This window comes from Granulicella mallensis, from assembly GCF_014203225.1.
GTDB classification, from domain to species: Bacteria; Acidobacteriota; Terriglobia; order Terriglobales; family Acidobacteriaceae; genus Granulicella; species Granulicella mallensis_A.
In genome coordinates this window covers 1-25,483 of the sequence record NZ_JACHIO010000024.1, presented here as the reverse complement: position 1 = coordinate 25,483, position 25,483 = coordinate 1, and the positions used below count along the sequence as shown (strand labels likewise).

21 protein-coding genes and 1 tRNA gene are annotated in these 25,483 nt (G+C 56.4%); 13 read left to right on the top strand and 9 right to left on the bottom strand.

The window, feature by feature from the left end; translation table 11 throughout:
- Positions 1-60: 60 nt before the first annotated feature.
- Positions 61-2,256, top strand: coding sequence for a hypothetical protein (locus HDF15_RS21715; RefSeq protein WP_184259417.1), 2,196 nt, complete (start codon positions 61-63; stop codon positions 2,254-2,256).
- 308 nt (positions 2,257-2,564) lie between these two features.
- A complete protein-coding gene (locus HDF15_RS21710) occupies positions 2,565-2,840 on the top strand; it encodes a hypothetical protein (protein WP_184259415.1) in 276 nt (91 codons plus the stop codon).
- Between the two features lie 98 nt (positions 2,841-2,938).
- Here the strand turns inward: HDF15_RS21710 and HDF15_RS21705 are convergent, their stop codons facing one another.
- The gene (locus tag HDF15_RS21705; protein WP_184259413.1) at positions 2,939-3,493 is read right to left on the bottom strand and encodes a hypothetical protein; all 555 of its coding nucleotides are present in this window, start codon (positions 3,491-3,493) and stop codon (positions 2,939-2,941) included.
- Between the two features lie 207 nt (positions 3,494-3,700).
- On the opposite strand from HDF15_RS21705, the gene HDF15_RS21700 reads away from it, so the two are divergent.
- Positions 3,701-4,057, top strand: coding sequence for a Rap1a/Tai family immunity protein (locus HDF15_RS21700; RefSeq protein WP_184259411.1), 357 nt, complete (start codon positions 3,701-3,703; stop codon positions 4,055-4,057).
- Between the two features lie 147 nt (positions 4,058-4,204).
- Here HDF15_RS21700 and HDF15_RS21695 read toward each other — a convergent pair whose 3' ends face one another.
- Positions 4,205-4,666, bottom strand: a complete 462-nt coding sequence (locus tag HDF15_RS21695) for a hypothetical protein (protein ID WP_184259409.1) — start codon at positions 4,664-4,666, stop codon at positions 4,205-4,207.
- A 328-nt stretch (positions 4,667-4,994) separates the two neighbouring features.
- Positions 4,995-5,071 (bottom strand) — tRNA-Arg (locus HDF15_RS21690).
- A gap of 106 nt (positions 5,072-5,177) precedes the next feature.
- Between HDF15_RS21690 and HDF15_RS21685 the strand changes: the two genes are divergently transcribed.
- On the top strand, positions 5,178-6,155 hold the full coding sequence (locus HDF15_RS21685; RefSeq protein WP_184259407.1) for a glycosyltransferase family 2 protein: 978 nt from the start codon (positions 5,178-5,180) through the stop codon (positions 6,153-6,155).
- 65 nt (positions 6,156-6,220) lie between these two features.
- Here the strand turns inward: HDF15_RS21685 and HDF15_RS21680 are convergent, their stop codons facing one another.
- Positions 6,221-6,601, bottom strand: coding sequence for a VOC family protein (locus HDF15_RS21680; protein ID WP_184259405.1), 381 nt, complete (start codon positions 6,599-6,601; stop codon positions 6,221-6,223).
- Between the two features lie 346 nt (positions 6,602-6,947).
- On the opposite strand from HDF15_RS21680, the gene HDF15_RS21675 reads away from it, so the two are divergent.
- The 5 genes from HDF15_RS21675 to HDF15_RS21655 all read left to right on the top strand — a co-directional run bounded on the left by HDF15_RS21675 (position 6,948) and on the right by HDF15_RS21655 (position 16,944).
- Complete coding sequence (locus tag HDF15_RS21675; protein WP_260331254.1) at positions 6,948-8,447, top strand: radical SAM protein; 1,500 nt, start codon at positions 6,948-6,950, stop codon at positions 8,445-8,447.
- A 237-nt stretch (positions 8,448-8,684) separates the two neighbouring features.
- Positions 8,685-11,177 carry a TonB-dependent receptor plug domain-containing protein gene (locus HDF15_RS21670; RefSeq protein ID WP_184259401.1) on the top strand — a complete coding sequence of 831 codons (2,493 nt, stop codon included), beginning with the start codon at positions 8,685-8,687 and terminating at the stop codon, positions 11,175-11,177.
- Positions 11,178-11,291: 114 nt separating this feature from the next.
- Entirely contained in the window at positions 11,292-12,224 is a 933-nt protein-coding gene (locus tag HDF15_RS21665; protein ID WP_260331252.1) for a hypothetical protein, read from the top strand.
- 191 nt (positions 12,225-12,415) lie between these two features.
- Complete coding sequence (locus HDF15_RS21660; protein WP_184259400.1) at positions 12,416-14,860, top strand: Orn/Lys/Arg decarboxylase N-terminal domain-containing protein; 2,445 nt, start codon at positions 12,416-12,418, stop codon at positions 14,858-14,860.
- Positions 14,861-14,991: 131 nt separating this feature from the next.
- A complete protein-coding gene (locus tag HDF15_RS21655) occupies positions 14,992-16,944 on the top strand; it encodes a DUF2075 domain-containing protein (RefSeq protein WP_184259398.1) in 1,953 nt (650 codons plus the stop codon).
- Positions 16,945-17,011: 67 nt separating this feature from the next.
- Here HDF15_RS21655 and groL read toward each other — a convergent pair whose 3' ends face one another.
- Positions 17,012-18,685, bottom strand: a complete 1,674-nt coding sequence (gene groL, locus HDF15_RS21650; protein ID WP_014265080.1) for a chaperonin GroEL — start codon at positions 18,683-18,685, stop codon at positions 17,012-17,014.
- Positions 18,686-18,832: 147 nt separating this feature from the next.
- The gene (gene groES, locus HDF15_RS21645; RefSeq protein ID WP_014265081.1) at positions 18,833-19,132 is read right to left on the bottom strand and encodes a co-chaperone GroES; all 300 of its coding nucleotides are present in this window, start codon (positions 19,130-19,132) and stop codon (positions 18,833-18,835) included.
- 726 nt (positions 19,133-19,858) lie between these two features.
- On the opposite strand from groES, the gene HDF15_RS21640 reads away from it, so the two are divergent.
- Together HDF15_RS21640 and HDF15_RS21635 are read left to right on the top strand one after the other, a co-directional pair.
- Positions 19,859-20,338 carry a hypothetical protein gene (locus HDF15_RS21640; protein WP_184259396.1) on the top strand — a complete coding sequence of 160 codons (480 nt, stop codon included), beginning with the start codon at positions 19,859-19,861 and terminating at the stop codon, positions 20,336-20,338.
- Positions 20,338-21,075, top strand: coding sequence for an SDR family NAD(P)-dependent oxidoreductase (locus tag HDF15_RS21635; RefSeq protein ID WP_184259394.1), 738 nt, complete (start codon positions 20,338-20,340; stop codon positions 21,073-21,075). The genes HDF15_RS21640 and HDF15_RS21635 overlap by 1 nt, the downstream gene beginning before the upstream one ends.
- A gap of 179 nt (positions 21,076-21,254) precedes the next feature.
- Here HDF15_RS21635 and HDF15_RS21630 read toward each other — a convergent pair whose 3' ends face one another.
- Together HDF15_RS21630 and HDF15_RS21625 are read right to left on the bottom strand one after the other, a co-directional pair.
- Complete coding sequence (locus tag HDF15_RS21630) at positions 21,255-22,496, bottom strand: cytochrome P450 (protein WP_184259391.1); 1,242 nt, start codon at positions 22,494-22,496, stop codon at positions 21,255-21,257.
- A gap of 389 nt (positions 22,497-22,885) precedes the next feature.
- Positions 22,886-23,692: a tyrosine-protein phosphatase gene (locus HDF15_RS21625; RefSeq protein WP_184259389.1), complete on the bottom strand. Its 807-nt coding sequence runs from the start codon at positions 23,690-23,692 to the stop codon at positions 22,886-22,888.
- Between the two features lie 182 nt (positions 23,693-23,874).
- Between HDF15_RS21625 and HDF15_RS21620 the strand changes: the two genes are divergently transcribed.
- Both HDF15_RS21620 and HDF15_RS21615 read left to right on the top strand, forming a co-directional pair.
- Complete coding sequence (locus HDF15_RS21620; RefSeq protein WP_184259387.1) at positions 23,875-24,255, top strand: response regulator; 381 nt, start codon at positions 23,875-23,877, stop codon at positions 24,253-24,255.
- A gap of 21 nt (positions 24,256-24,276) precedes the next feature.
- A complete protein-coding gene (locus HDF15_RS21615) occupies positions 24,277-25,098 on the top strand; it encodes a glycosyltransferase family 2 protein (RefSeq protein ID WP_184259385.1) in 822 nt (273 codons plus the stop codon).
- A gap of 72 nt (positions 25,099-25,170) precedes the next feature.
- Here the strand turns inward: HDF15_RS21615 and HDF15_RS25590 are convergent.
- The coding region (locus HDF15_RS25590; RefSeq protein ID WP_221314562.1) for a hypothetical protein at positions 25,171-25,483 on the bottom strand (313 nt) is incomplete at its 5' end.

Sequence of the window (25,483 nt, the reverse complement as noted above, 5' to 3'; positions counted from 1 at the left end):
CACTCTTCTAAACATCCCCTTCAGTAACAAATCCTCCACATTCATTAGGAAACACACTCAATGGCAAGTCTCACTGCAACGGTGGGTTACACCGTAGTGTCTGCATCTAATCTTCGTGATTCGAGCAGCACACCAATAACCAATGCAACAATTTATTTCACACCTGTAGACAATAAAGGCAAGCCTCTCTCATACAAGACAGGTGGTGTTGCTCCTGGACCGACTACAGTCTACAAAGTCTCCGCTGTCGTCACCAATGGCGCGTTTCAAATACTCCTTGCCGATCCTAATCTGACAACCCCAATCAACATTGGCTATGCGGTCAGGCTCATAGACAACGTGACAGGCAACAATCTTCTCGGCCCTGGTTATGGCTGTGTTCAGTGGCCTACAGGTTTGACCTTCGACTTCGATACCTATGAACCGGACCTTGCAGCTCAGGTCACTGTTCAGTCCGGCCCCATTGGTCCTCAAGGTGTAGTCGGTCCTGTTGGTCCTCAAGGCATTCAAGGGAATGTTGGTCCTGTTGGTCCCACTGGACCTCAAGGTGTTCCCGGTGTCGCTTCTTTGGGAGCACTTGCTTCGCTCGCCTCAAAACAACCGACTGGCAGTTCTCTCTTGCAACTCTGCAATGTAGCTGCCTGCACACAGAATGCTTTCTTGAATACGGGCGGGGTAGTCACTGCTAATACCTCGGCTAATGTAGCCGTCAGTGATTTCATTCCAATCACAGCCGGACAACAATTCATTTCGACTGATTCGCTTCCTAGCGTGCAGCGCATTTCGTATTTCGATCAAAATTTCACATGGGTTGTCGACGATACGACGATGCATGGTGCTGATACGGCTATCTCCGCTCCGTCTAACGCGAACATTGCCTACATGCGGATTACTCTGGCCAACACCCACGTAATCGCCAACCCAAATAGCTTGATGATTAACTACGGAACTGTCCTCGCGCCCTGGCAGGCCTATGGCACTTATCCGGGTAGCACGATAGATGCAAAGGATGCGGCTGTAGCTACTACCGCAGCAGCTCAACTTGCGGCAGGGCTTGGTATTACGACAGTCCCACATGCAGAGGTCGGTATTTGGCCTAATGGGCGCAACCTCATCGATATAAATAATGCTCTTGCAGGCTGTCGCAATGTTGTCGATGGCACAATCAATACAACCGGTGTCGCTGCGTCTTTAAGAAGCAGTCTACTCACGCCTTGCGCAGGGCTGAGTTTTGTGTCTTGCGCTATGCAGAACGGCAGCCCCGGAAATGCAAACTTTGGACATTGTTTCTATAAAGCAGACGGTACATTTTTATCTGCTATTCCTACAACGACATTTGCAGCAGGGCAAGCAATTCCAATTCCAAACAATGCTGTTTTTATGAGTTTGATGTGGTCGCCTGCAACAGGTAAAGTTCCTTACTTTGCACCTTGTACATCTGCTGGCGGCATTCCTCCAATTATCAATCCATACAGAGGCCGTCCGCTTACGCCGCTGACTAACATCAATGTTTGGTTCTGTGGCGATAGTCGCTTAGGTCAATCTTCCATCACTAACGGTTTTTGTGCTGCATCAGGTTGCAATTTGGCAGGACTGGACGCACGCGCTGGCCGGGCATTCTCACAGATATTTGAGATGTACGGTAATGATCCCGTCAATGGCACTAATCAAGGATTCACATCCACAGTTGCAAATCCGACCACAGGGCAACAAGCGCAGACTTATCACAACAGCGGGACTATTGGAAACACCCTTGCACAAGACTTGGCGACTATGGAAATGGTCATCATCGCGCTTGGCACTAACTTTGATTCACCAACGGGAACGTATGTGGACACATCTGCGACAGCGAGCATGTGTGGCTATTTGCGCAGGGCAATTGAGGGCTATCTGCAAGCCAATCCATTTGCTCGATTGATCCTGATTGCTCCGCAGCACAACAGTTTCCAACAAGATGTCAACGTTAATGCTTGGAATGCGTTGGAAACCCAAATTGCAAACGACTACGGTGTGCCTGTGCTGAATGAACATGCTACTGGGCAGTTCAGCGCCTACATGGCGACATTACCTGCGGGTGTTTCAGTCGGCAATGTCAACACCCAGCAGACCTACACAATTGACGGAACCCACCCAACTATCTGGGGAGGCTTTTATGTGGAAGGTCCTCTATGGGCACGGTTCGCACAGCATTACGCTTACGCAAAACAGCCTGTGACCGGTGCCGGTGCTAATTTGTATGACTGGTCTACCAAATAAGAGCGAATCTATGCTCAGTTGAAGAAGCTCATGGCAACACGTGGCGTCACGATCTAATTCTGATTTCAAAGCAAATAGAGGCCAGTCCATAACGGGCTGGCCTTTTGTTGTGCTCACTTGGACGCCTGAAAGCAGGATGTGGTACAAAATCTGGGTGCATGATTCCCGTGCATTCCTCCGGGCCATCTTTCCGAACACCACACCTGAATATCAGTGCAGTTGAATTGGCTTTCCTGCCTCTGTGTCTGCCACACATTTCCAACGAGCACAGAAAGTTATGAATTTCACAACATACAAGGAGAAATGATATGAGCAACATGATATCCGAGAGTGCATTCTTTGCAGAGAAGCCCACAGAAGAGAAGTCAACCGATGAACAGGCTCCAACGAAGGAAGCGGTCCTAAAGGCAAGTGAGGACTTCCATGCGATACCGTTGAGCATGGTGGCCGACGCGGATAAGCCTACGGAGGAAAAAGCCCCCGAGAAGTTGAACCCAGCACTTACCGGTCAGGATATGCTCCAACCAAAACGCCAAACGTTCGTAAAACCAAACGAGGACCTCGCGGCACTTGACGCGCTTTAATTGAGCCACCACTAATCAAAGGCACAGGCAATTGAAACGCCCGGCAATCTCTCATGAGGACCGGGCGTTTTCCGTTTAGCGAAGCTGCTCCGATGACACTACGGTTGTGGTGTTTGTGTGGGCACAGATACAACGGCTTTTATCCGGTCGGTCAATGTGCCGATGGACTTCGTGAAAGCGATCTTACCTTTAGGGATGGTGGTATCCCGCCCTGCCCAGATGGTAATCACATACAAAGAACTTTGCGTAGAAGGATCGAGGATGGAGAGGTTTAAGAATGCGGGGAAATAGGTGACATCGGAATGGCGGCCATCCGGGCTCGCTGACTCTACAATCGCTGAACGCTCCGTACCCCGTATCTCGAAGATAAGATCAGCTTGCGCCGGTGAAGTAACTAGCTGGAAATGGTCCCATTGCTTGAGCGATGCATAAAGCTCATCGTATGCCAGATTCGGACCTCCCGGAATATCGTGTACGAATTGAGCATCCTCACCTCCATTGGAGAGAAAAATCTTCTTCGCGGAAGTCATCCTGGTAATCACATCAGGCGAAGGTGGCGGCGATGGCGGCGGCGCTACTCTTAAGCAAGCCACGGTAAGAAGCGGAAGCAAAAGGCCGAGGCTCAGCAGGGGTCTGCGAATTAGAGCGTTCATGGCATTCCTATCGTTAGGCGTACATCAATGTGGGAAGGCGGGTGACAAGGGGCAGGCACAATACTACTGTACCCACTTCAGAGGGGGAGGCCAGATAGCGCTAGAACTGACAGGTGAGCAGTACGCCAAGCTGAGGAAGTGAATCCAGCCATGCCCACAGGGTATGGAACCCACCAGCAGCCACCAACGATAGGCAAGTGTGAGAGTATGGCTGACATGCTCGCCCCTATGCTCGCAATCGCTTTATTCGCCGTAGACCGCCCGTTTACGACAGGAACTGACCTCGTTCACGAATGCAAGAACTACATAGCGATGCTCGACAATACACGTAATCTAGACAGCGTTGATTTGTATGACGCGGGGGCTTGCTATGGGTATATCGATGGTATTACGGCTGGTCTGACCTCAATGCGTGTGGCCTGTCCCACTGATGCCGCATTGGGAACGTTGGTTCGGGTCTACCTCGTCTACATGGAGAAACACCCAAAAACTTTAGACTTCGCGGCAAGCGCGGGCGTATATGGTGCGCTTCAAGAAGCCTACCCTTGTCCCGTTAAAAAGTGATGGGCAAGGAAGTGAACTCACTTCATCCTTATCCGGCTCGCTCTCATGCAAGCTGAATCAATCATGCTCATTCATCATCCAGCCCCATCCTGACAACAGGGTGGGGTTTTTGCATTGGCGATGACAGACTTGACTCAGCACGGCTCATTATCCAACCTTGGTCTTTCTTTTCCTGCTTGGCTTCTTCCAGATTTGATCGTTCATATCTACCAAGACGTCAAGCGTGCCCTTGTGCATCTGGTTGAAGTTTTCCAATACGTACATCAACTCCACGATGGCGAACATCCCTGCTAGCACAAAGAAGACGGTCACCGCCAAGCAAATCGATCCGGTATCCCCGCACATGAAGAATACTGCCTGCCTTGTGAGTGGCATTTTGCTGTGAGCTTCTTGAATGAGGTTCGATATGCTTAGGAAAATCAAAGGGAAGGGTATAAAGAGCATCGCCGTCATCCAGATTCTTCGGGCTATTGGATGGTTCGCACCTGGCTTGATGTTCGGGTCTTTGGCGTTTCGATTGACAATCGAGTACAAGATCGAACCTATCTGCATCAATGCAGCGATGGTCATAATCACGGCTAGCAGCATTTGCAGCCAAGCTGGATACATTTATCTGTTCCTCCGCAGTATCCGAAAGGATACCCCATGCAGATAAAGACCCTTCAAGAGGCTTTTGTCTTCTACAGCAATTCCCAGGCGTGCATAGATTACGTGGTGTCGAAGCTGGCCGGATGGAAAGGTAGTATGCCCTACCTCAGTTCTCTGTGAAGGTCGGAACGATCCTCGAAGACTCTCTCCGCCTTTGCATTTGTGGATTGGTATTGGGTGCAGTGAAGTACAGGGTGCAAAAGTAGCACAAAAGTAGCACAGGCCAGTTCTAGAGGCTTCGGTGCCTTTTGGGGGATGCTATAAAACCAGCATGGATATTGAGGATTTTTGGTGGCCCGGGCAGGAGTCCAACCTGCGACCTTCGCGTTAGGAGTGCGCTGCTCTATGCAACTGAGCTACCGGGCCTGAAGTGGAAAGGGGAGAGCGCAACGGACCCGAAAAGGATCGAATGCGAACCACTTCAGCTAGTGTACCGCGCCAAAGTGGCTGGCTCAGGCGTAAAATTGAGGATGTGCCCAGGTATTCTATTGTCGTCCCGTTTCATAACGAAGAAGAGAACGTAACGAAGCTCTATGACCGCGTAAAAGACGTGATGGAACACGTCAACGCGAGCTTTGAGATGGTCTTCGTCGATGACGGCTCTCGCGATCGCACCTACCGCCTGCTGGAGGAGATCGCCGCCGTCGATTCACGTGTATTGCTGGTCAAGCTGCGCCGGAACTTCGGCCAGACCTCGGCGTTGGCCGCGGGCTTCGACCACTCCTCCGGGGAGTACGTCCTGGCAATGGACGGCGATCTGCAGCACGATCCCAACGAGATTCCGACGTTCCTCGCCAAACTGGAAGAGGGCTACGACGTCGTCAGTGGATGGCGTGCGCAGCGGGGCGACAACATGGTGATGCGGCGGATTCCATCGCGCATCGCCAACTGGTTGATGGCGAAGCTCTCGGGTGTGGATATTCACGACTTCGGCACGACGTTCAAGGCCTATCGCCGCGAGGTGATCCACAATATTCCCCTGTACGGGGAGATGCACCGCTTCATCCCCGCGCTGGCGAGCTGGTATGGCGCGAGCATCTGCGAGATTCCGATCTCGAACCCGGCACGCGAAGCGGGGCAGAGCCACTATGGCATCTCGCGCACATTCCGAGTGTTCTTCGATCTGCTGACCATTCGATTTCTGCTCAAGTACATGACGCGCCCGCTGCACTTTTTCGGAAGCATCGGCGCGCTCGCCATGCTTTCGGGCGGAGGCATCGCGACGTGGCTGCTGATCTACAAACTGATCTCAGGCCATGCTGTTGCGGGTGAACATGCGCCCTGGTTCATCATCGCCGGTGTGCTGATCCTGGCGGGCATTCAACTCATCGGGGTCGGCTTGCTCGGCGAACTCCAGGTGCGGCACTTCTTTACGCAGACGCAGCGCACGCCCTATACGGTGGACCGCGTCGTGCGGATGAAGCCCTCAGAAGAAAGCCTGCTGCACTGAGCCCGCGCTTTGGAACGGGAGCAGTCCGTCTTTGTGCGCCGGAAGAGCCGATTCGCCGTGCCCGTTTACTCGGGCCGCAGATAAAACTCGATTCGCAGGCCGTCGGGATCGTCCAGCCAGATAAATTCCTTCAAACCATACTGGTCCAGCTTCAATCCGCTATGAGAGATTCCGGAGCTGTCCAATTGTGTCTGAATGGCTTCAAGTTCCTGAAGACTGCGAACGCCGAAGGCAATGTGATTCAAGCCGACGCGTTCTTTTTCGTGCATCCCTGCCTGGCTCTCGGCCGTACTCGTGAAAAACAGACGAGTGTCGCCTACCGCGTACAGAAGGCTATCTTCAGCTCGTTCAAGGGGTTGGCCGAGAAGTGCCTGGTAAAAACGCTCCGTCCTCTCGAGCCCTGAGACGCGGAAGACCAGATGGTCGACAAATCCGGGATAGATCATAGGCAGCTCTCTTGCTCATAAAAAGGGATCGGTCTGTGTCAGCACAGCCAGCACACTTCTGCAGGATATCCCGGCTTCAAACCAGCTCTAAACTCTCCCACTGCCATCGGACTGTAACAACCGTTATGTATGATAGACGACATAGCCCGGCGGGCAGACCTGCGATCTACGAATCACTCCCCCTCGATTCGTTCTATTGTAAAGACACTCACTGAAGCCACCGCACTCGTACGAGGAAAGGTTGGATTCGTTGAGCGTCCATCTTATAAACCCTAGCGACAACTCTTTTGGTACTGCCGTCATTACCCCCAGATGGCTGTTTGTATTGGCTGCGGCAACGCCGCAAATGGCAGGGGATCCCATCCTCGTCGACGAATCCCTGGAGCAGGTCGTTCCGGAGAGCATTCAGTCGGGAGACATCGTCGGCATCAGTGTTCATACCGGCAATGCGCTGCGTGGATACGAAGTGGGCCGCATGGCCCGTGGCCGCGGCGCGTGGGTGGTGTACGGCGGCATTCACGCTACGCTCTTTCCCGAAGAGGCCTTTGAGCGCGGCGAAGCGCACGCTGTCGTAAAGGGCGATGGCGATATCGCCTGGGGCAAGGCCGTTGTCGATTGCCTGGCGGGCACGCCAGAGCGGATCTATGAGGGCGGCCGCATCGACGGTGACCAGTTCCTCGCAGCGCGCTGGGACCTGATGCCTCCTGAGAAATATATGTGGGCCTCGGTGCAGACGATTCGCGGATGCCCGAAGCACTGCTCGTTCTGCAGCGTCTGGCGGACCGATGGACAGCAGCCGCGGCAGCGCCGGTTCCAGAGCGTCATCGACGAGATCGTCGATCTGCGGCGTCTTGGCTTCCGGTTTATCGCCCTGGCTGACGACAACTTCTACCCGGTAACACTGACCGATCTGCGCCTCGCCCGCGAGCAGAACAACACCGCCAAGGTGGAAGAGTTGATGGCGATCCGCACGGAGCGCTTTCAGCTCATGGAAGAGCTGGCGAAGCTGCCAAAGGACATGGTGTTCTTCACGCAGATCACGATGGAGGCTGGAGAAGACGGCGAGTATCTCGACGCCATGCGGAAGGCCAACATCAAGGGGGCGCTTGTAGGCGTGGAAGCCGTGACTCCGGAAGGTCTCAAGGCTGTCTTCAAGGACTTCAACTACTCCGGCGACGCCTTGGCGAAGCAGTTGCAGACATTCAAAAAGCATGGCGTGCATGTCCTCGGCTCGTTTATCTTTGGGCTTCCGACGGACAAGCCGGCTACCTTTGACGCAACGGTTGAGATGGCTCTGAAGGCCGGTGTAACCTTCGCCCAGTTCGTGATGATGACGCCGTTCCCCGGAACGATCGACTTTGGGCGCTGGGAGAAGGAGCAGGCCAAGGACCCCACGATGGTGGGCGATGTGCCGATCACGCGCTACTGGCTGATCCCAACGGCAGTGCGGCCCAAGATGTTCACGCCGCATCCTTCGATGAACTCGGACGAGATTCGCGAGCGCACACAGAAGGTCTGGGACAGGTTCTACAACTGGAGCGCTATCTGGCAGCGGTCGGCCTGCACGCCGAACCTGAAGTCCAGGGTCGCGTTCATGTTCCTCTCCAAGCTCTATCGGCAGATGTATGCGGGGACGGGAATCTCCACGGACAGTGCTCGCCGTAAGAAGTCCAAGTCGTGGGCGCGCTGGACGGCAAGACAGTGCAAGAAGCTGTTCCAGGCGAAGCCGATGCCGGAACTGCAGTCGCCTGTATGGGCACTGCCATCGACAGTGAAACTGCTGCGGACGGCGTTAGTGGCAGGCATGCCGCAAGAGACACCGTTTGTGGTGTTGCCAAGGGAGTAAATTGGGCGCCCTGGTGCTTCGGCATCAGGGCGTCTGTGCTTAACGCTTCCTGCTCTCTTCGCATTACAAGTGCCGGTGCACGCAACGAATCAGCCGTCTCCCCGTCTGGCAGGCGCTTTCGATTTAGCGAAGGCCGCCGTACACTAGAGGTCCGCCAACATTCGTTAGATGTTGCCTTTGCGGTACTGCATCTCCTCGTCATGCTCTCCATGGGAGACAGGCGGAGTCAATCTACTTATGCTTTCTCTTTCTTCACTGGACCGCCCCGTGGCCAGGTTGTCTTTACGCGCCGGTCGCCGGCGCCGATCCGTCTTTGCCCTCCTTCTGCTGGCTGCGTTTGGAACCGCGGCCCATGCCGTCATCGTGCGCGGTCATGTGACCGATGTTCTGGGCCGGCCCGTGCCGGGAGCCCGTGTGCAGCTCATCGAGTCGGGCAAGGTGTCGGCCATCGCGTATTCGGAGGAAGATGGGTCCTATGAGATTCGCTATGCGGGTGCAGGCCGGTTCATCCTGCTGGGCTCGATAAGGGGATTTTTCCCTTCCATCGGCGAAGACTTCTATAGCGGAACGACGGATGTTCTGGAGAAGGATGTCGTGATGGCGACGAATACGGTGCGCCAGGAGGTCTCCGTGGCGGCGACGGGCATTCCGACGCCTCTGCCGCAGCTCACAGCTCCGGTTAGTGTCATCCAGGGAGAGACGCTCGATACACGCCTTGGTGTGGTCGATGAGATGCGTCAGATACCGGGAGCCTTTCTGGTACAGACAGGCCAGACAGGCGGGGTGACTTCGTTATTTCTGCGTGGCGGCAACTCGACCGCAAACCTGGTGATGATCGATGGAGTCCCTGCCGACGATGTAGGGGGCACCTTCGACTTTGGCACGGTCAGTTCGACGGCGGTGGGCCGCATGGAGCTGCTTCGGGGGCCGGATTCGGCGATGTATGGAACAGACGCCGGATCGAGCGTGATCTCAATCGAGACACCGCGCGGCACGACGGCGGTCCCCCTGCTGACCTACTCCGGCGACGCGGGCAACCTGCACACCTGGCGTAATGAGGCGACGCTGAGTGGAACGCTGCAGAAGTTCGACTACTTTGGCGCCGTGTCGCGACTCGATACGTCGAATGCGCTGCAGCTCGACCGGTATCACTCCGTGACTTCGGCGCTCAATCTTGGTTACGACATCAACGGCAATACGCAGGTGCGATTTACGATTCGCAACGCGGACTCGGCGACCGGTGTGCCCGGACCGCACGATTTCTGGGGGATCTCGGACGACAGCAAGCTAGGGGATCAGGATCTGTACTCGGGGCTGACTCTCGAGAACCGCTATAAGGGCAACTGGCACAATCTGTTCCGTTACAGCATCGCCCGCAAGCGAGAGCAGCAACAGCAGTTCGGCCAGCAGGGAACCCCCATCACGTTCGAACAGGGGCAGCCCGATCAGTACACCGAGTACTTCGGTCCGGTAGTCACGATTCGCGGAGCCAATGGCTACACGGCTACAGGGCAGACGGAAGTGTATGGCGACAATACCGATCAGGATTCCAACCGCGACCAGCTCTATTACCAGAGCGACTATAGCTTCTCGCGGCATTTCATCGGGCTGTTCGGGTTTCGTTACGACAACGAGCGCGGGAGCTTCAACGACGCCGATATCTTCGAGCACGAGAAGACGCAACGTACCAACTTCGAGTACAACCTCCAGTTCCAGGGTGAGTTCTTCAGCCGGCTTTTCTACTCGGCTGGCGGTGCGGTAGAGAAGAACCATCTTTATGGCATTGCAGGGACGCCCCGGTTGGGGCTGACCTATGTTCCGGTACGCCCGTCGGGTAAGCTCTTCCACGGCACACGGTTGCGTGCCAATTTCGCGACCGGCGTGCAGGAGCCGACGCTGGCGATCGAGTTTCAGAGTCTATATACGCAACTGCTGAACGCCGGCGATACGGCGGATATTGCGCTGTATCACGTCACGCCGCAGTCGGCGCAGCGCTCCCGCACCTATGACGTGGGGATCGACCAGAACATTCTCGGCGAGAAGTTGACGCTGAAGGCCGGTTATTTTCACAATGTCTTCGACCGGCAGCTTGAGGGCGTCGGCAATGCGGCGCTGGCGCAGTACTTCAACCTGAATATCAATCCAGGTGTCGGGCTCTATGAGGCGTATCTGAACTCGTTGGCGTACCGCGCGCAGGGCGAAGAGATCGAACTGGCGTGGCAGCCGAAGCCGAGCGTGCTGGTACGGGGCGGCTATACGAATCTCGACACGCGGGTGCTGCAGTCATTCGCCTCCGACGCGGTGGCAGCCGCCGAAGGGACCCCGACAGAGAACCCGAATCTGCCGGGAATCGCGATTGGGGCGGAGAGTCCGCTGGTTGGGGCAAGGCCCTTTCGGCGGGCGCCCAGCACGGGGTACTTCGATGCGCAGTACATGCGACGGAAGTTCACGGTAGCTCTCAAAGGCGCGCTGGCCAGCCGAAGCGACGACTCCACGTACCTGGGTTATTCCGACGCCACCGGTGGCAACACGCTTCTTCTGCCCAACCACGACCTGGATTTCGGCTATGTGAAGCTCGACCTGGGAATGACCTACGCGATGCCGCACCACCTGCTTTTCTTCACACAGATCGACAATCTGTTGAACAACCAGCACATCGGGCCGATCGGCTACCCTGGGCTTCCGCTGACCTTTCGGTCGGGCCTGAAGATCCGGCTGGGTGGTAATTAGTTGTTCTCTAGTCTAGGAACTCGAAGATTGGGAACTCGCAGGGTGTGGCTATTCAAACAAAATACTGACATCTCGCGATTCTTTTACGCGTCTATAGTAGTGAAGGGGTTAGACATGATTACTTTTCGCCGTGCACTGCTTGTTTCTTCCTTAGCCGCCCTCGTTGCGGTTCCGATGTTCGCTCAGGAGATGCCGTCTGAAGGACCGCTACCCACCTCCGCGCTCATCAACGCCGAATCAAAGAACGGTGTTCCGCTCGACCCTGCCATGTTGACTCTGGAGATCAATGGTCATGGGACGCCTCTTACCGGTGTGACTCCCGTTCATCCGGGTGGCACGCAGTTGGCGATCCTGATCGACGATGGTCTACGAGGTTCCTTCGGCCTGCAACTGCCGGACCTGAAGAAGTTCATTAATGACCTGCCGCCTGGTGTACAGGTGATGGTCGGTTATATGCGAAATGGCACTGTGCAGGGCACCGGCTTTACGACCGACCACGCAGCGGCCACCAGCGTGCTTCGTCTGCCCATCTCCGCGCCGGGTGTCGATTCGAGCCCGTACTTCTGCCTGTCGGAGATCTCCAAGCACTGGCCGTCGAACAGGCCCGCCGCGCGCTTTGTGATGATGATTACCAACGGTGTCGATCCCTACAACGGCAGCACCTCAATCCTGAATCAGGACAGCCCCTACGTCCAGACTGCCCAGGAAGACGCTCAGCGTGCTGGTGTAGCCGTCTACTCGATTGCGTTTACCGAAGCCGGTATGCGCGGCCGCCGGGGAAGCTTCAGCGGTCAGAGCTATCTGAGCCAGGTAGCCGAGGCTACGGGTGGCCGTTCCTTCTACCAGGGTTTTGGCAATCCCGTCTCCCTGGGGCCGTTCCTCGACGACTTCCGTAAGGCGATCAACGAGAGCTACACCATCAACTTCATGGCGAATGCACCCCTCTCGAAACGCGATACGCTCACCCGTATCAAGGTGAGAACCAGCCAGCCTGGTGTCAAGGTCCATGGGCCGGCCGGTGTCCATCCGGGTGTTGTGGCGGAGTAACCGGGAGTTACACCCGTTTTCTGCCGGACAAAAGGCTTTAACGCAGAGGCGCGGAGGTTTCGCGGAGGTCGCAATGGATGCCATTGCAGCTTTCCCGAAACCTCCGCGCTTTTGCATTAAGTGATTCGCTTTGTCTTACACATATTCCATTCAACTTCGCGCTGTACCATTGAACTAGAAGTGAGAGGTGTATGAGCGAAGGCCGCTGGGTATTGTTGATTGCGAGTGAGGTGGGTGGCACGGATTCCGTTTCGGATCGTGCCATGGAGCGTTTGGTCGAAGCCATTGGAAAAGAAGGTTACGAAGTCGTCAGGACTTCGACGCCTGAAGATGGATTATCGCTGGTCACCTCAGACCCCTCGCACAGTGCGATTCTGCTGGATTGGGACCTCGAAGGGGAGAACCAGTTCGACGAGCGCGCCGCGCTCAAGATCCTCCGCGCCGTTCGCCGCCGCAATAAAAAAATCCCGATCTTTCTGATTGCGGACCGTACGCTCGTCAGCGAACTGCCGCTGGAGGTCGTCAAGCAGGTGCATGAGTACATCCACCTCTTTGGCGATACGCCTGCGTTCATCGCCAACCGCGTGGACTTCGCGGTCGAGCGCTATCACGAGCAGTTGTTGCCGCCTTACTTCCGCGAACTCAAGAAGTACACCGATCAGGGCGCGTACTCGTGGGACGCTCCGGGGCATATGGGCGGCGTCGCCTACCTGAAGCACCCGATCGGCATGGAGTTCCACAAGTTCTTCGGCGAAAACATCATGCGGTCCGATCTCGGCATCTCGACCTCGCCACTGGGATCGTGGCTGGATCATATCGGGCCTCCGGGAGAGAGCGAACGCAACGCCGCTCGCATCTTCGGCGCCGACTGGACGTTCTTCGTACTGGGCGGTTCGTCGACCTCCAACCAGATTGTGGGTCACGGTGTGATCGCGCAGGACGACATCGTGCTCGCCGACGCGAACTGCCATAAGTCGATCTGCCACTCGCTTACGATCACCGGTGCTCGGCCGGTGTACTTCAAGCCCACGCGCAACGGCTACGGCATGATCGGGCTCGTTCCCATCAAGCGCTTCAGCCCGGAGAACGTCCAGGCGCTGATCGACAAGAGTCCCTTCTGTGCCGGTGCGCCTGTGAAGAAGGCGACCTATGCGGTGGTCACGAACTCGACCTACGACGGCCTCTGCTATGACGTGAACCGCGTCGTGGAAGAACTGGCCAAGAGCGTTCCGCGCATCCACTTTGACGAAGCATGGTACGCCTACGCCAAGTTTCACGAGATCTATCGCGGACGCTTCGCGATGGGCGTTCCGGATGAGATTCCCGATCGTCCGACGATCTTTTCCGTGCAGTCCACGCACAAGATGCTGGCAGCGTTCTCGATGGCTTCGATGGTGCACATCAAGCTCAGCCAGCGCGCGCCGCTGGACTACGACCAGTTCAACGAGTCGTTCATGATGCATGGGACGACTTCGCCGTTCTATCCTCTGATCGCTTCGCTCGACGTTGCAGCAGCCATGATGGACGAGCCTGCGGGCCCCACGCTGATGAGCGAGACGTTGCAGGATGCGATCAGCTTCCGCAAGGCCATGTCGTCGGTAGCGCACCGTCTGCGTGCGGCGGAGCAGGGTTGGTTCTTCCGTCTCTATCAGCCGGAGTACGTCTTCGATCCGCTCGACGGCGAGACCTACCTGTTCGAGGAAGCTGCCGATGGCTTGCTGACGAATCGTTCCAGCTGCTGGACCCTGAAGCCCGGCGAAGACTGGCACGGCTATCAGGATGAGGACATCGCGGACGACTACTGCATGCTCGATCCGTCGAAGGTGACGATCCTTACGCCGGGTGTCAACGCGCAGGGCGTAGTCAGCGATTGGGGCATCCCTGCGGCGATCCTCACGGAGTTCCTGGACGGTCGCCGTGTCGAGATCGCGCGCACTGGTGACTACACCGTGCTGGTGCTGTTCTCGGTTGGCACCAGTAAAGGGAAGTGGGGCGCGCTGCTCGAGAACCTCTTCGAGTTCAAGCGGCTCTACGACAGCGAAGCTCCGCTGGAAGAGGCCTTGCCTGAACTGGTGCTGAAGTATCCGGCGCGCTATCGCAACGTGACGCTGAAAGAGCTGAGCGATGAGATGCACCTGGTCATGCAGCAGCTCAATCTCTCAGGCCTGGTGAACGCGGCGTGCGACGAGGACTTTGATCCCATCCTTACGCCCGCGCAGACGTACCAGAAGCTTCTGCGCGGCGAGACGGAGAAGATCAAGTTCTCGGAGATGGCAGGCCGCATCGCTGCCGTGATGCTGGTGCCGTACCCGCCGGGCATTCCGATGAGTATGCCGGGCGAACGGCTCGGAGGCCCGGAGAGCCCCGTCATCCGCCTGATCCTGGCGATGGAGGAGTTCGGCAAGCGCTTCCCAGGCTTCGAGCGCGAGACTCACGGCATCGAGGCCGATGCGAACGGCGAGTACTGGATGCGCGCCGTGATCGAGACTCCTAATGGCAAGCGGAATGGCCGGAATAAGCAGCGTCCGCCAAGCTCAGCGCCACCGGTAAAGCGGAGGAAGAAGACGATTCCGCTTCCGGGGGATGATTCACCTCTGGAGCCTGGCGCGCCGGTAAAGATCTCGCCGGAGCGGTAATTTAATCTTTTGACTCAAAACGGACCTCGCGGGTCCGTTTTGGGTTTTCATAGTGCTAACTTGGTCGCTACCTGATGCCAGCTTTCTATCGATCCACCGTTTCGATGTTTCTAGCCCTTAGCGAGAGTGAGATGTTGGGCCTTCTCACTCTTGGTTACGCAAATCAAGGGTTTACTGATTTGAGTACTGCACAGATACTCACTTGGTCCAGAGACTACGAGACACTTCAAAGCTCTTTGGGCGATGTCGTACGGTCAGATAAATCCGCAGGCAACTGGAATCTGCTGCTTGAGTTTGCGATCCCACGCAAAGAAAAACGAATCGATGTGGTGTTACTCATTGCCTCAACGATCGTCATCCTTGAATTCAAAACCGGTGCATTGAGCTCGACAGATGTATCTCAGGTGGAAGAGTATGCGCTCCTACTCCATTATTTCCATGCGGCATCACACCGACGAAAGATAATTTCACTGCTTGTAGGCGCAAATGGCGTCCCTTGGTCTCAAGAAGAACAGGCGGAATTGGCTTTTGAGGAAACTCCCCGATATTGGATTCCACGTGTCCAAATGCTCTCGCGAGAACAGCTTGGTGAATGTCTGCTGTATCTTTCACGTGACGTATCAGACGCGCCGCAAATTATCGGTAGTTCTTGGGAAATCGCTGCATACCAACCAGTGCCTTCAATCATCGACGCGGCACGTTCCTTGCAGATGGGACTTAAAATCGGCGAGATTGCCCGCTCAGAAGCAGCGCAGCACGATATCGAAGACCTAACGTCTTATCTATTGCAAGCAGTTGATTCAGCTCGAAAGAATCGGCGTAGGGCTATTTTTTTTGTTACAGGTGTCCCAGGTTCGGGGAAAACTCTTGTAGGTCTCAACCTTGCTTATAGCGAAAAGTCTGGGGAGAATGCAATTCACTTCATGTCCGGCAACGGGCCACTGGTTCTGGTACTGCAAGAGGTACTTAAACGATTCCAGATGGGCCGTGGACATCGTGCTTTAGATGCAAAAATACAAGCTAAAACTTTGATAGAGAATGTCCATGTCTTTGCAAGAACCTACACCGATGAACTAGCTGGACAGGTCCCTTCGAATCATGTCGTAATTTTCGACGAAGCACAGCGCGCGTGGGACAAGACGCAAAATCTACGTAAGTTTAAGCGAGACTATTCCGAACCAGAGATGCTGCTTCGCATCATGGAACGGCACGAAGACTGGGCGGTCATCATTGCGCTCGTTGGGGGCGGTCAAGAGATTAACAGTGGAGAAGCGGGGTTGGCGGAGTGGGGAAGATCCTTAGCAAACTCGAACAAGGCTTGGGAGGTATTTAGCTCGCCTGTTGGATTAGATGGTGGGGAAGCGGTTGCCGGAGGCAGGTTGGGTGACTTAATCGTAAGCGCAGACTGCCATGTAGATCCTCGATTACACCTAAATGTTTCACTTCGAAGCCTTCGGGCGGAGCGATTTGCGACATGGGCGAATTTCGTTTTGGAGGGAAATGCAACCGCAGCGTACGCACTCAATATCGGCCGTTTTTTTCCACTTTTTATGACGCGAGATTTAAATCAAACTCGAGAACTGCTGCGAAAACAGGCTTTTGGTGGAAGCCGATATGGATTGGTTGGATCATCATCGGCCGCACGTTTACGTGCTGAAGGACTTGAACCTGATTCGAGTTTCCACGCAAACTATAAGTGGGAACATTGGTATTTGGCAGCCTCTACTGATGTGCGCTCGAGTTCGCAACTCGAGGTTTTCGCCACTGAATTTGAAATTCAAGGTCTGGAGCTTGATTGGGTAGGGCTTTGTTGGGGTGGTGATATGGTTTGGTCGGAGCGGCAATCCGAATGGTTACTTCGCCAGTTTTCGCACAAGGAGCGAAGCTCATGGTCCGTCATGAAAAACGAAGCGCGACGGCTCTATCGAAAGAACGCTTATAGGGTGCTTCTTACTCGGGCACGGCAAGGACTTGTAATCTACGTGCCAAAAGGTAATGCCACGGATTCGACGCAGACTCCGGCAGATTTCGACACAACGGCGGAGTTCTTGATTCGATGTGGAGTAAAACAAATTGAGGGCTGAATGAGTTGGCAGACAAAGGCCCCGGATTTCTCCAGGGCCTTTCTGTTTACTGCTTATTGGTGGAGGCTTAGTACATGCCGTCCATGCCGCCGCCGCCGTGATTGTGTCCGCCGCCCGCTGCTTCCTTCTTCTCGGGAATCTCAGCGATCATGGCTTCGGTGGTGAGCATCAGGCCTGAGATCGACGCGGCGTTCTGCAGGGCAGTGCGCGTGACCTTGGTCGGGTCGATGACGCCGGCCTTGACCAGGTCCTCGTAGGCGCCGGTTCCGGCGTTGTAGCCGAAGTTCGGGTCCTTCGATTCGTGGATCTTGCCGATAACGACTGCACCCTCTTCGCCCGCGTTGTGGACGATCATGCGCAACGGCTCTTCGATGGCGCGGCGAATGATCTGCGCGCCGACCTTCTCGTCACCCTCGAGCTTCGCGATGAGAGCGTCGACAGCCTTGGCGCAACGTACCAGAGCCACGCCGCCGCCCGGGACGATGCCTTCTTCGACGGCTGCACGGGTTGCATGCATCGCGTCTTCGACACGGGCCTTCTTCTCCTTCATCTCGGTCTCGGTAGCTGCACCGACCTTGATAACCGCAACGCCGCCAACCAGCTTGGCGAGGCGCTCCTGGAGCTTCTCACGGTCGTAGTCGGAGGTGGTCTTCTCGACCTGAGCGCGGATCTCCTTGACGCGGCCTTCGATCTTGGAGTCCTCACCGCCGCCGTCGACGATGGTGGTGTTGTCCTTGTCGATGGTGATGCGCTTGGCGGTGCCGAGGTCTTCGATCTTGACGCCCTCGAGCTTGATGCCGAGGTCCTCAGTGATCGCCTTGCCGCCCGTCAGGACAGCGATGTCCTCGAGCATGGCCTTGCGGCGGTCGCCGAAGCCGGGAGCCTTGACGGCAGCGACGTTCAGCGTGCCACGCAGCTTGTTGACCACGAGAGTCGCGAGAGCCTCGCCGTCCACGTCCTCTGCGATGATGAGCAGCGGCTTGGCGGTGCGGGCGATCTGTTCGAGCAGGGGGAGCAGGTCCTTCATCGTGGAGATCTTCTTCTCATAGATGAGGATGTAGGGGTTCTCGAGGGCTGCTTCCATGCGCTCTGCATCGGTGACGAAGTAGGGCGAGAGGTAGCCGCGATCGAACTGCATGCCTTCGACGACGTCGAGCTGTGTTTCCATCGTGCGCGACTCTTCGACGGTGATGACGCCGTCCTTGCCGACCTTCTTCATCGCCGCGGCGATGATGGTGCCGATCTGCTCGTCCGAGTTGGCCGAGATCGTGCCGACCTGGGCGATCATGTCGCCGGAGACGGGCTTGGAGAGCTCGCTGAGAGCGCCGCCGATGACCACGCCGTGCTCGTCGCGCTTGCCGATGATGGCCTCAACAGCCTTGTCGATGCCGCGCTTCAGCGCCATCGGGTTTGCACCAGCAGCAACGGTCTTGACACCCTCGCGGTAGATGGCCTGGGCCAGAACGGTTGCGGTGGTGGTGCCGTCGCCGGCAACGTCGGAGGTCTTCGAAGCGACTTCCTTCACCATCTGCGCGCCCATGTTCTCGAGGCCCTCGGGCAGCTCGATCTCCTTGGCAACGGTGACGCCGTCCTTGGTGATGGTGGGGGAACCGAACTTCTTCTCGATGACGACGTTGCGGCCCTTGGGACCGAGCGTCACCTTCACTGCGTTGGCGAGCGTGTTAACACCACGCAGGATCGCCTGACGCGAATCTTCTCCATGCAGAATCTGCTTTGCCATTTGTTTCTTCTCCTCGCGGCGGATGAGGCCGCGTTGATATTGACCCCGGGACTAAAACCCCGAATCTTTGAATCTGTCTGCGGCACGACTGATGCCATGCCCTAACGAAACCGGATGTATCGCAGCGCCTTGCGGCGTGCGCAGCGTTTACTTCTTGAGGATGCCGAGGACTTCTTCTTCGCGCATGATGAGGAACTCTTCACCATCGAGCTTGATCTCGGTGCCGGAGTACTTACCGAAGAGGATGGTGTCGCCAGCCTTGACGTCGAGCGGGAAGACCTTGCCTTCATCGTTGGACTTGCCCTTGCCAACCGAGACAACCTCGCCCTGCTGGGGCTTTTCCTTGGCCGAATCGGGGATGATGATGCCGCCGCGGATGCTCTCGCCCTCTTCCAGACGACGAACCAGGATGCGGTCATGCAACGGCGTAAACGAAGTAGCTGCCATATTCTTGAATCTCCTTATTGCTGTTTCGAAAGAGTTGGACCACCCTGCGATGGTCTTTTGGCACTCTCGACTGCCGAGTGCTAATGTATGCCAATCGTGCCGCATAGTCAATTACAGGAGGGTAAATATGAGTGGAAGGCGCGCATATTCTTTAAATGCCTGGGACCTGTCATCCCATTGCATCTGTGATGAAGTTGGACTGTGCAAGCAGCTTGCTGCGGCACTGTTTCGTTAAGGTCATAGCTTCAGCCATGCCGTAGGAGTATGGTTCAGCCCGCGTTCCTTTCTGCCCTGAGCGTAGTCGAAGGGCTTGGAGTGAAGGCGCGGCCGGAGCGATCCTCTATACCGCCAAGACTGTGCAAGGCTCACAGGGATGTATCCGTAGCGAGGGGGACTGATATTCGCCACGACCAAAGAAGGCAATTCAGTCGTTGCGGCTGCGCCTCCACTCCGGCCTGCGGCAGCGAGGTATGGGCCTTTGGCCCGATGTTTTCGGCATGGCTGAAGCCATGCCCTTAACGAAACAGTGTCACAGCAGAACAGTGCCGTAGCAGAACGGTGCCGCCGCAAATTGTTTACACAGTCCAACTTCATCCCAAGTGCAATTTGATGACACACCCCTGGGACGGCAGGGGACGATATGCCAAATCTTCGCCTTCGCGATAAAATGCCCCAATGATGTTTGCTTCTCTTCGCCTCAGGGCTCAAATAATGGTTGGTGTGGGATTGCTGACGGTTTTACCGGCGGCTGTCCAGGGACAGGATTCCCAGCACGGCCGCAAGTACAAACCGCCACCGCCGATCGCGCACATTGTTGTGACGGTTGAAAAGGGCTTCAACAGCAAGCCCATGATCAATGCAGCGGTGATCTTCCGCTCCTCGAAGGACGGCAAGGACAACGGCAATCTTGAGGTCAAGACCGACTCTGAAGGCCGTGCCACGATGGATCTTATCGAGGTAGGGAGCCACGTGACGGTGCAGGTCATCGCGAACGGTTTTGCGACCCAGGCGCAGGAGTTCGATGCGACGGCGGAGGACAAAGAGCTCCTCATCAAGATGCAGCGGCCGCGCGCGCAGGTATCGGATTACGTGGATAACGATGGCAAGCTCGCGCAACGGCCGGCTGGAACCCAGGAGCATGTAGTGGCTCCGCCGGCAACCAATCCTCCAGCCACGACGACGCCTCCCACGGAATCGCCGAAGTGATGGAGGGAGCTAAGCCACTTTCCGGCAAGCGGGCACTCGTAACCGGCGGCGCACGGCGAATCGGACGAGCGCTGGCCCTGGCCCTGGCCAAGGCTGGCGCGAATGTCGCCATTACCTATCGCGGCTCGACGGAAGAGGCCGAGCAGACGGTATCGGACCTGCGCGAACTTGGCGTCGAAGCGTTTGCCATTGCATGCGACGTTCGGGAAGAAGCGAGCGTTGTCAGCGCCGTGGCCCAGACTGTCGAGCGCCTGGGCGGCCTCGATCTCCTGGTGAATAACGCGGGCGCTTTTGAGACGGCGGCACTCGAAGAGATCTCTGTCGAGCAGTGGGACGCGATGTTCGAGACGAATACTCGCGGACCGTTCCTGGTTGCCAAGTCGGCTCATGCGGCGTTGAAGGCTGTGCAGGGCCGGATCATCAACATCGGCTCCCTGGGGGGAATTCATCCCTGGGCTACGCACGCGCACTACTGCACCTCGAAGGCGGCGCTGCATATGCTCTCGCACACGATGGCCAAGGCGTGGGCGCCGCAGATCAGCGTGAACTGTGTGGCTCCGGGGATGATCGTGACCTCGGAGAAGGTCGATGCGGCCTATGAACACTTCGCGGCGAAGACGCCGATGCAGCGTAATGGGAAGCCCGAGGACGTTGCGGCAGCGGTATTGTTCTTTGCTACCTGCCCAAGCTTCATCACCGGGCAGCTACTGGCCGTGGACGGCGGACTGGGACTCTAGGAAGCTCTCGGGCTTCAGTGTGTGCGTGATTCGATGCATGCACTGAAGCCCGATCCTTACTGGTTTTAGAGCATTTTCCCTGTTGCTGGGAATCCGGAAACGGGCGTGCAGCGGCGTTTTCATTGGGGAAAACACCCATAAAAATCGAGGCACCGCTCTACACCTACAGGGAAAATGCTCTAGCTGCGGGTTTCTTCGATCGAGGGTACTGTCAACCAGAGCGATTCCAATCCTCTGAAAGACGGGGTTATCTTGCGTACAGGCTCTGCCCCGGGCTTCAGTGAGATGTTGGGAAAACGCTTTAGAAGAAGAGAAAAGGCGATTTGTGCTTCGGCACGAGCGAGGGGAGCTCCCAGGCAGAAGTGCGCGCCGCCTCCGAACGAATAGTGTCGCTTGTTCTCGCGTTCTATATCGAATGCATGCGCATCAAGGTGCAAGGCCGGATCGTGATTCGCACCGTTCACTAAGGAATAAATTGTCTGACCAGCGTGGAATGGGCACCCGTCGATGCCTGGTGAATCTCTGGCGACTCGAGCCACGTGGGTTACCGGGGAGTCGTAGCGCAGCATCTCTTCGATTGCTCCGGGCAGCAGAGCTGGATTTACCCGAAGCTTTTCCATCTGCTCAGGATGCTGGAGCAGAGCGAACATTCCGTTCCCGATAAGATCCGTTGTGGTGACGTTGCCCGCGAAGAGCAGGAGTTCGCAGGTGCTGATGATCTCCCATTCCGTGAGTGTATTTTCTCCCTCGTGCGCGGTGATCAGGGAACTGATCAGATCGGCGCCACGATGCTCCCTACGCTGGTCGACGATCTGTTTCAGGTAGGCGTGGAAGCTTGCCGATCCCCATTTGAGTGAGGCTAATTGCTCAGGGGTGGGCCTGGGGTTAAAGAGTTGATTCATCGCTTTGGACCATTGCAGGAAGTCTTCGCGTTTGTCCGCATCGACCTGAAGAAGCTCGGCAATGACCGCCATGGGAAAGGGTTCGGCGAAGGTTTCTATCAGGTCAAAAGAGGAACGGCCCTGAAGAGAGTCAAGCAGATCGGAGGCGATTTGCTCGACCTTTGGACGGAGGGCATCTACCGAGGCCTGATTGAAGGCTTTGGAGACGAGATCGCGGACGCGCTTGTGATCAGGATCGTCCATTCTAAGCAGTGACGGTCTGAAGTTCTCATCCACGCGGTGGACTTGCCGAAGTCGCGATCCGGGACTGGATTTGCGCGGGTCGCAATCGATGTTTCGATCGTTGAGTACCTGTGCGACATCCTTTGCCCGAGTGAGGATAATGGCATCTACGGATTCATCGTGCAGGACCGGGTATGCGGATCGAATTTGATCCAGGATTTGATCCGGATGATTTCTAAACTCTGGATTGAAAGCACTCACGGTGTCGATGGTTGGGGATGGCTTCTGCTGGTTCAAATTTTCTCCTCGTGCGGGTAGATAAATCACCTGGATGTATTAACCCGGCATGAGTGGTTTTATTCACTTCGCAATTTGTAGACTCAATCTTCCAGAGGCTGAACTTTATGGTTTGCTCCTGTAAGGGGAGCGCCAGGGAACGTCATCGAACTCGCAGGGGATAGGAGTGTTGCGGTGGAGACCGATAAGGCGCGGAACGCCAACGCTGGTGCTTTAGAGCATTTTCCTGTTGCCGGGAATCCGGAAACGGGCGTACAGCGACGTTTTCATGGGGGAAAACACCCATAAAGATCGAGGCACCGCTCTACACCTACAGTGAAAATGCTTTAGGGGCCGGGATGAGACGTACTAAGAGTCGTAACAAGCAGTAAGCCGCTTACATGTCACTTCTATCGTCCGAACATCCGCTTCCACCAGCTCTTGCGTCCGGTGTCTATCGTGTCGAAGGTGTCGAACAGGTGCCGCGGTTCTTCCTGATCGCAGAGATGATGGCCTTCGAAGATAGCCAGCGGGTTATCGACGCAGAGAAGTTGGGCGTAGTCGGCTCCATAGCGTTTGGCGACGGCTTCGCGGGCCTGGCTCATCTGGGGGGGGCGAGAGGTGAGGTTGTGGGCGTCGGTCGCCAGGACGTGGACCCAGCGGTCGGCGAGCAGCTTGTGGGCCATGCGCTCGGCGTCTTTCCCCATCTTTCCAATCACGGAAGATGTGGTCACCTGAAGGAGCAAGCCGTTTCGCATCCACTCTTCGAGACGTTTGGGGTCTTTCTGAAGGGTGGGGTTGCGCTCCGGATGCGTGAGCACGGAGGTGATACCGGCGAGTTGAAGCTCGTAGAAGGTCTCACCCAGATTCGGCGAGAGGCCGTAGTCGGGAAGTTCGACCATCAGGTAGTTCTTGCCGTTGACCGTATACCGGGTGGGGTGAGCGATTGCATCCTGAATATTGTCGTAATTGAGGTGGAAGTCGCATCCGCCACCGAGGATGATGTCGATGGATTCGGCCGCAACCGCAGCTCGCAGCTCGGTGAGCCTGGCCGCGACAATCTCCGGGTTGAAGGTGTAGCGACCGCTGGCGTGAGGCGTGCACACGATATGCGTGATGCCGTCTGCGGAGGCCATTCGAGCCATGGAAACCGAAGTCTCGAGGTCAGGTGAGCCGTCGTCGAGGCCCGGCAGGAGGTGATGGTGCAGGTCGATCATTGCTGGTGAAAGAGTATCACTCCGGTGTGCTTAACGCTGTTCGATGTCGCTTTCGAGTGGAAGTGGAAAAGGCCGGGTTTGCACGAAGGAGAGGGCATCGTATGATGGGGTTGTATCGTAGGCTCTCCGAACGGCGTTGAGTCGGTCAAGGCTGTACAGAAGGAAGATCAGGAAATCTCTTCATGCCAGAAAACACTACCAACACCTCTAAGCCGCGTGTTCTCGTCGCCGACGATGAGCAGGTGATTGCCAATACTCTGGCTATCATTCTCAACCAATCAGGTTTTGAAGCGCGTGCCGTATACAGCGGCGAGAAAGCTGTCGAAGCGATTGATGAGTTTCAGCCCGACATGCTGATCAGCGATGTCATCATGACCGGCATGACCGGTATCGAGGCCGCTATCCAGATGCGGGAGAAGCTGCCGAAGTGCAAGATTCTGCTCTTCTCCGGGCAGGCCGCCACGGCTGATCTGCTGGAGCGTGCTCGTTCGCAGGGACACGAGTTCGAGATTCTCGCCAAGCCGGTGCATCCGACGGATCTGCTGGCCAAGCTGCGTGGCTAGGGCGTTCAGGAGCTTGAACGCTTGAAGCCCTCGATCATCCTGCTGGCTTTCAACTCCGCCGATTCATTGCCGGCGACGCTGGCAAGCCTGGATGGATTGAGCGACGATGTGGTCGTCGTCGATTCAGGCAGTACGGACGACACTGTGGCCCTGGCCGAAAGGGCAGGCGCCAGGGTTCTGCATCACCCCTTCAAAAACTATGGGGACCAGCGTAACTGGGCGATCGACAATGCTCCTATTCGTTATGCATGGCAGCTTCACCTGGATGCCGACGAACGATTGACGCCTGAGCTGCGCGACGAGATCGCCGCGTTGCCGGAGCAGACCGAGTTGAATGGCTTCTATCTTCCCCGGCTGCTGCAGTTCATGAATCGCATTCTGCGGCACGGGGGGATGTCTCCTACCTGGCATATGCGCCTGTTCCGGAACGGCGCAGGCCGTTGCGAGATGCGTGAGTACGACCAGCACTTTCTGTGCACAGGCGCTACAGCGCAGCTGCGGAACGTGATGATCGACGATCTGCGCATGCCTCTTACCGAATGGACAGCACGGCATAATCGCTGGGCCGACGCCGAGGTGCGCGAACAATTACGCGGCGAGAGCGAAGGCCGGATTCAGGGCAAGGCAACAGGAAGTGTTTTGGAGAAGAAGCGCTATCTGCGCGGGCTCTACAACAATGCGCCATATTTTGTGCGGCCCATCTGCCTGTTCTTTTACCGATATATTGTGCGTGCCGGTTTTCTGGACGGCATGGAAGGCCTGATCTTCTACACGCTGCAGACGTTCTGGTTCCGGTTTTTGATCGATGCGAAGTTGTATGAGGCGCGTAAGCGGCTGGGGTAGTGGCTGGGGCTTCTCAGAAGAGAGTATTGAAGGTGCGATCGATAGAATCGTGGGGATATCGATAGGTCGCGCCTACAGCGCTCTGTGTTCTGTGGGCGGCTTACCCAGGGCTACGCCCTGGGCTGGTATGAGGTCGCCCCTTTGGGGCTTGGTGTCGTCGCCTGTTTTGGCTGAAATTCCATCCATGAAGTTCTGAGGCGTGGACGTTCGTGCTGGAAAAGGTCCTGACGTTGTGGGCAGGGTCGAGTCCTTCGGGGTCCTTCGACTGCGCACCTCGCAAAAGCGCGAGGTGCTTCGCTCAGATGGTATGAAGAGCGGCGTACCTTCCTGGTACGTGCTCGAGGCACAGATAATCCATCCGGAGGAAGATACGCCATGCAGACCC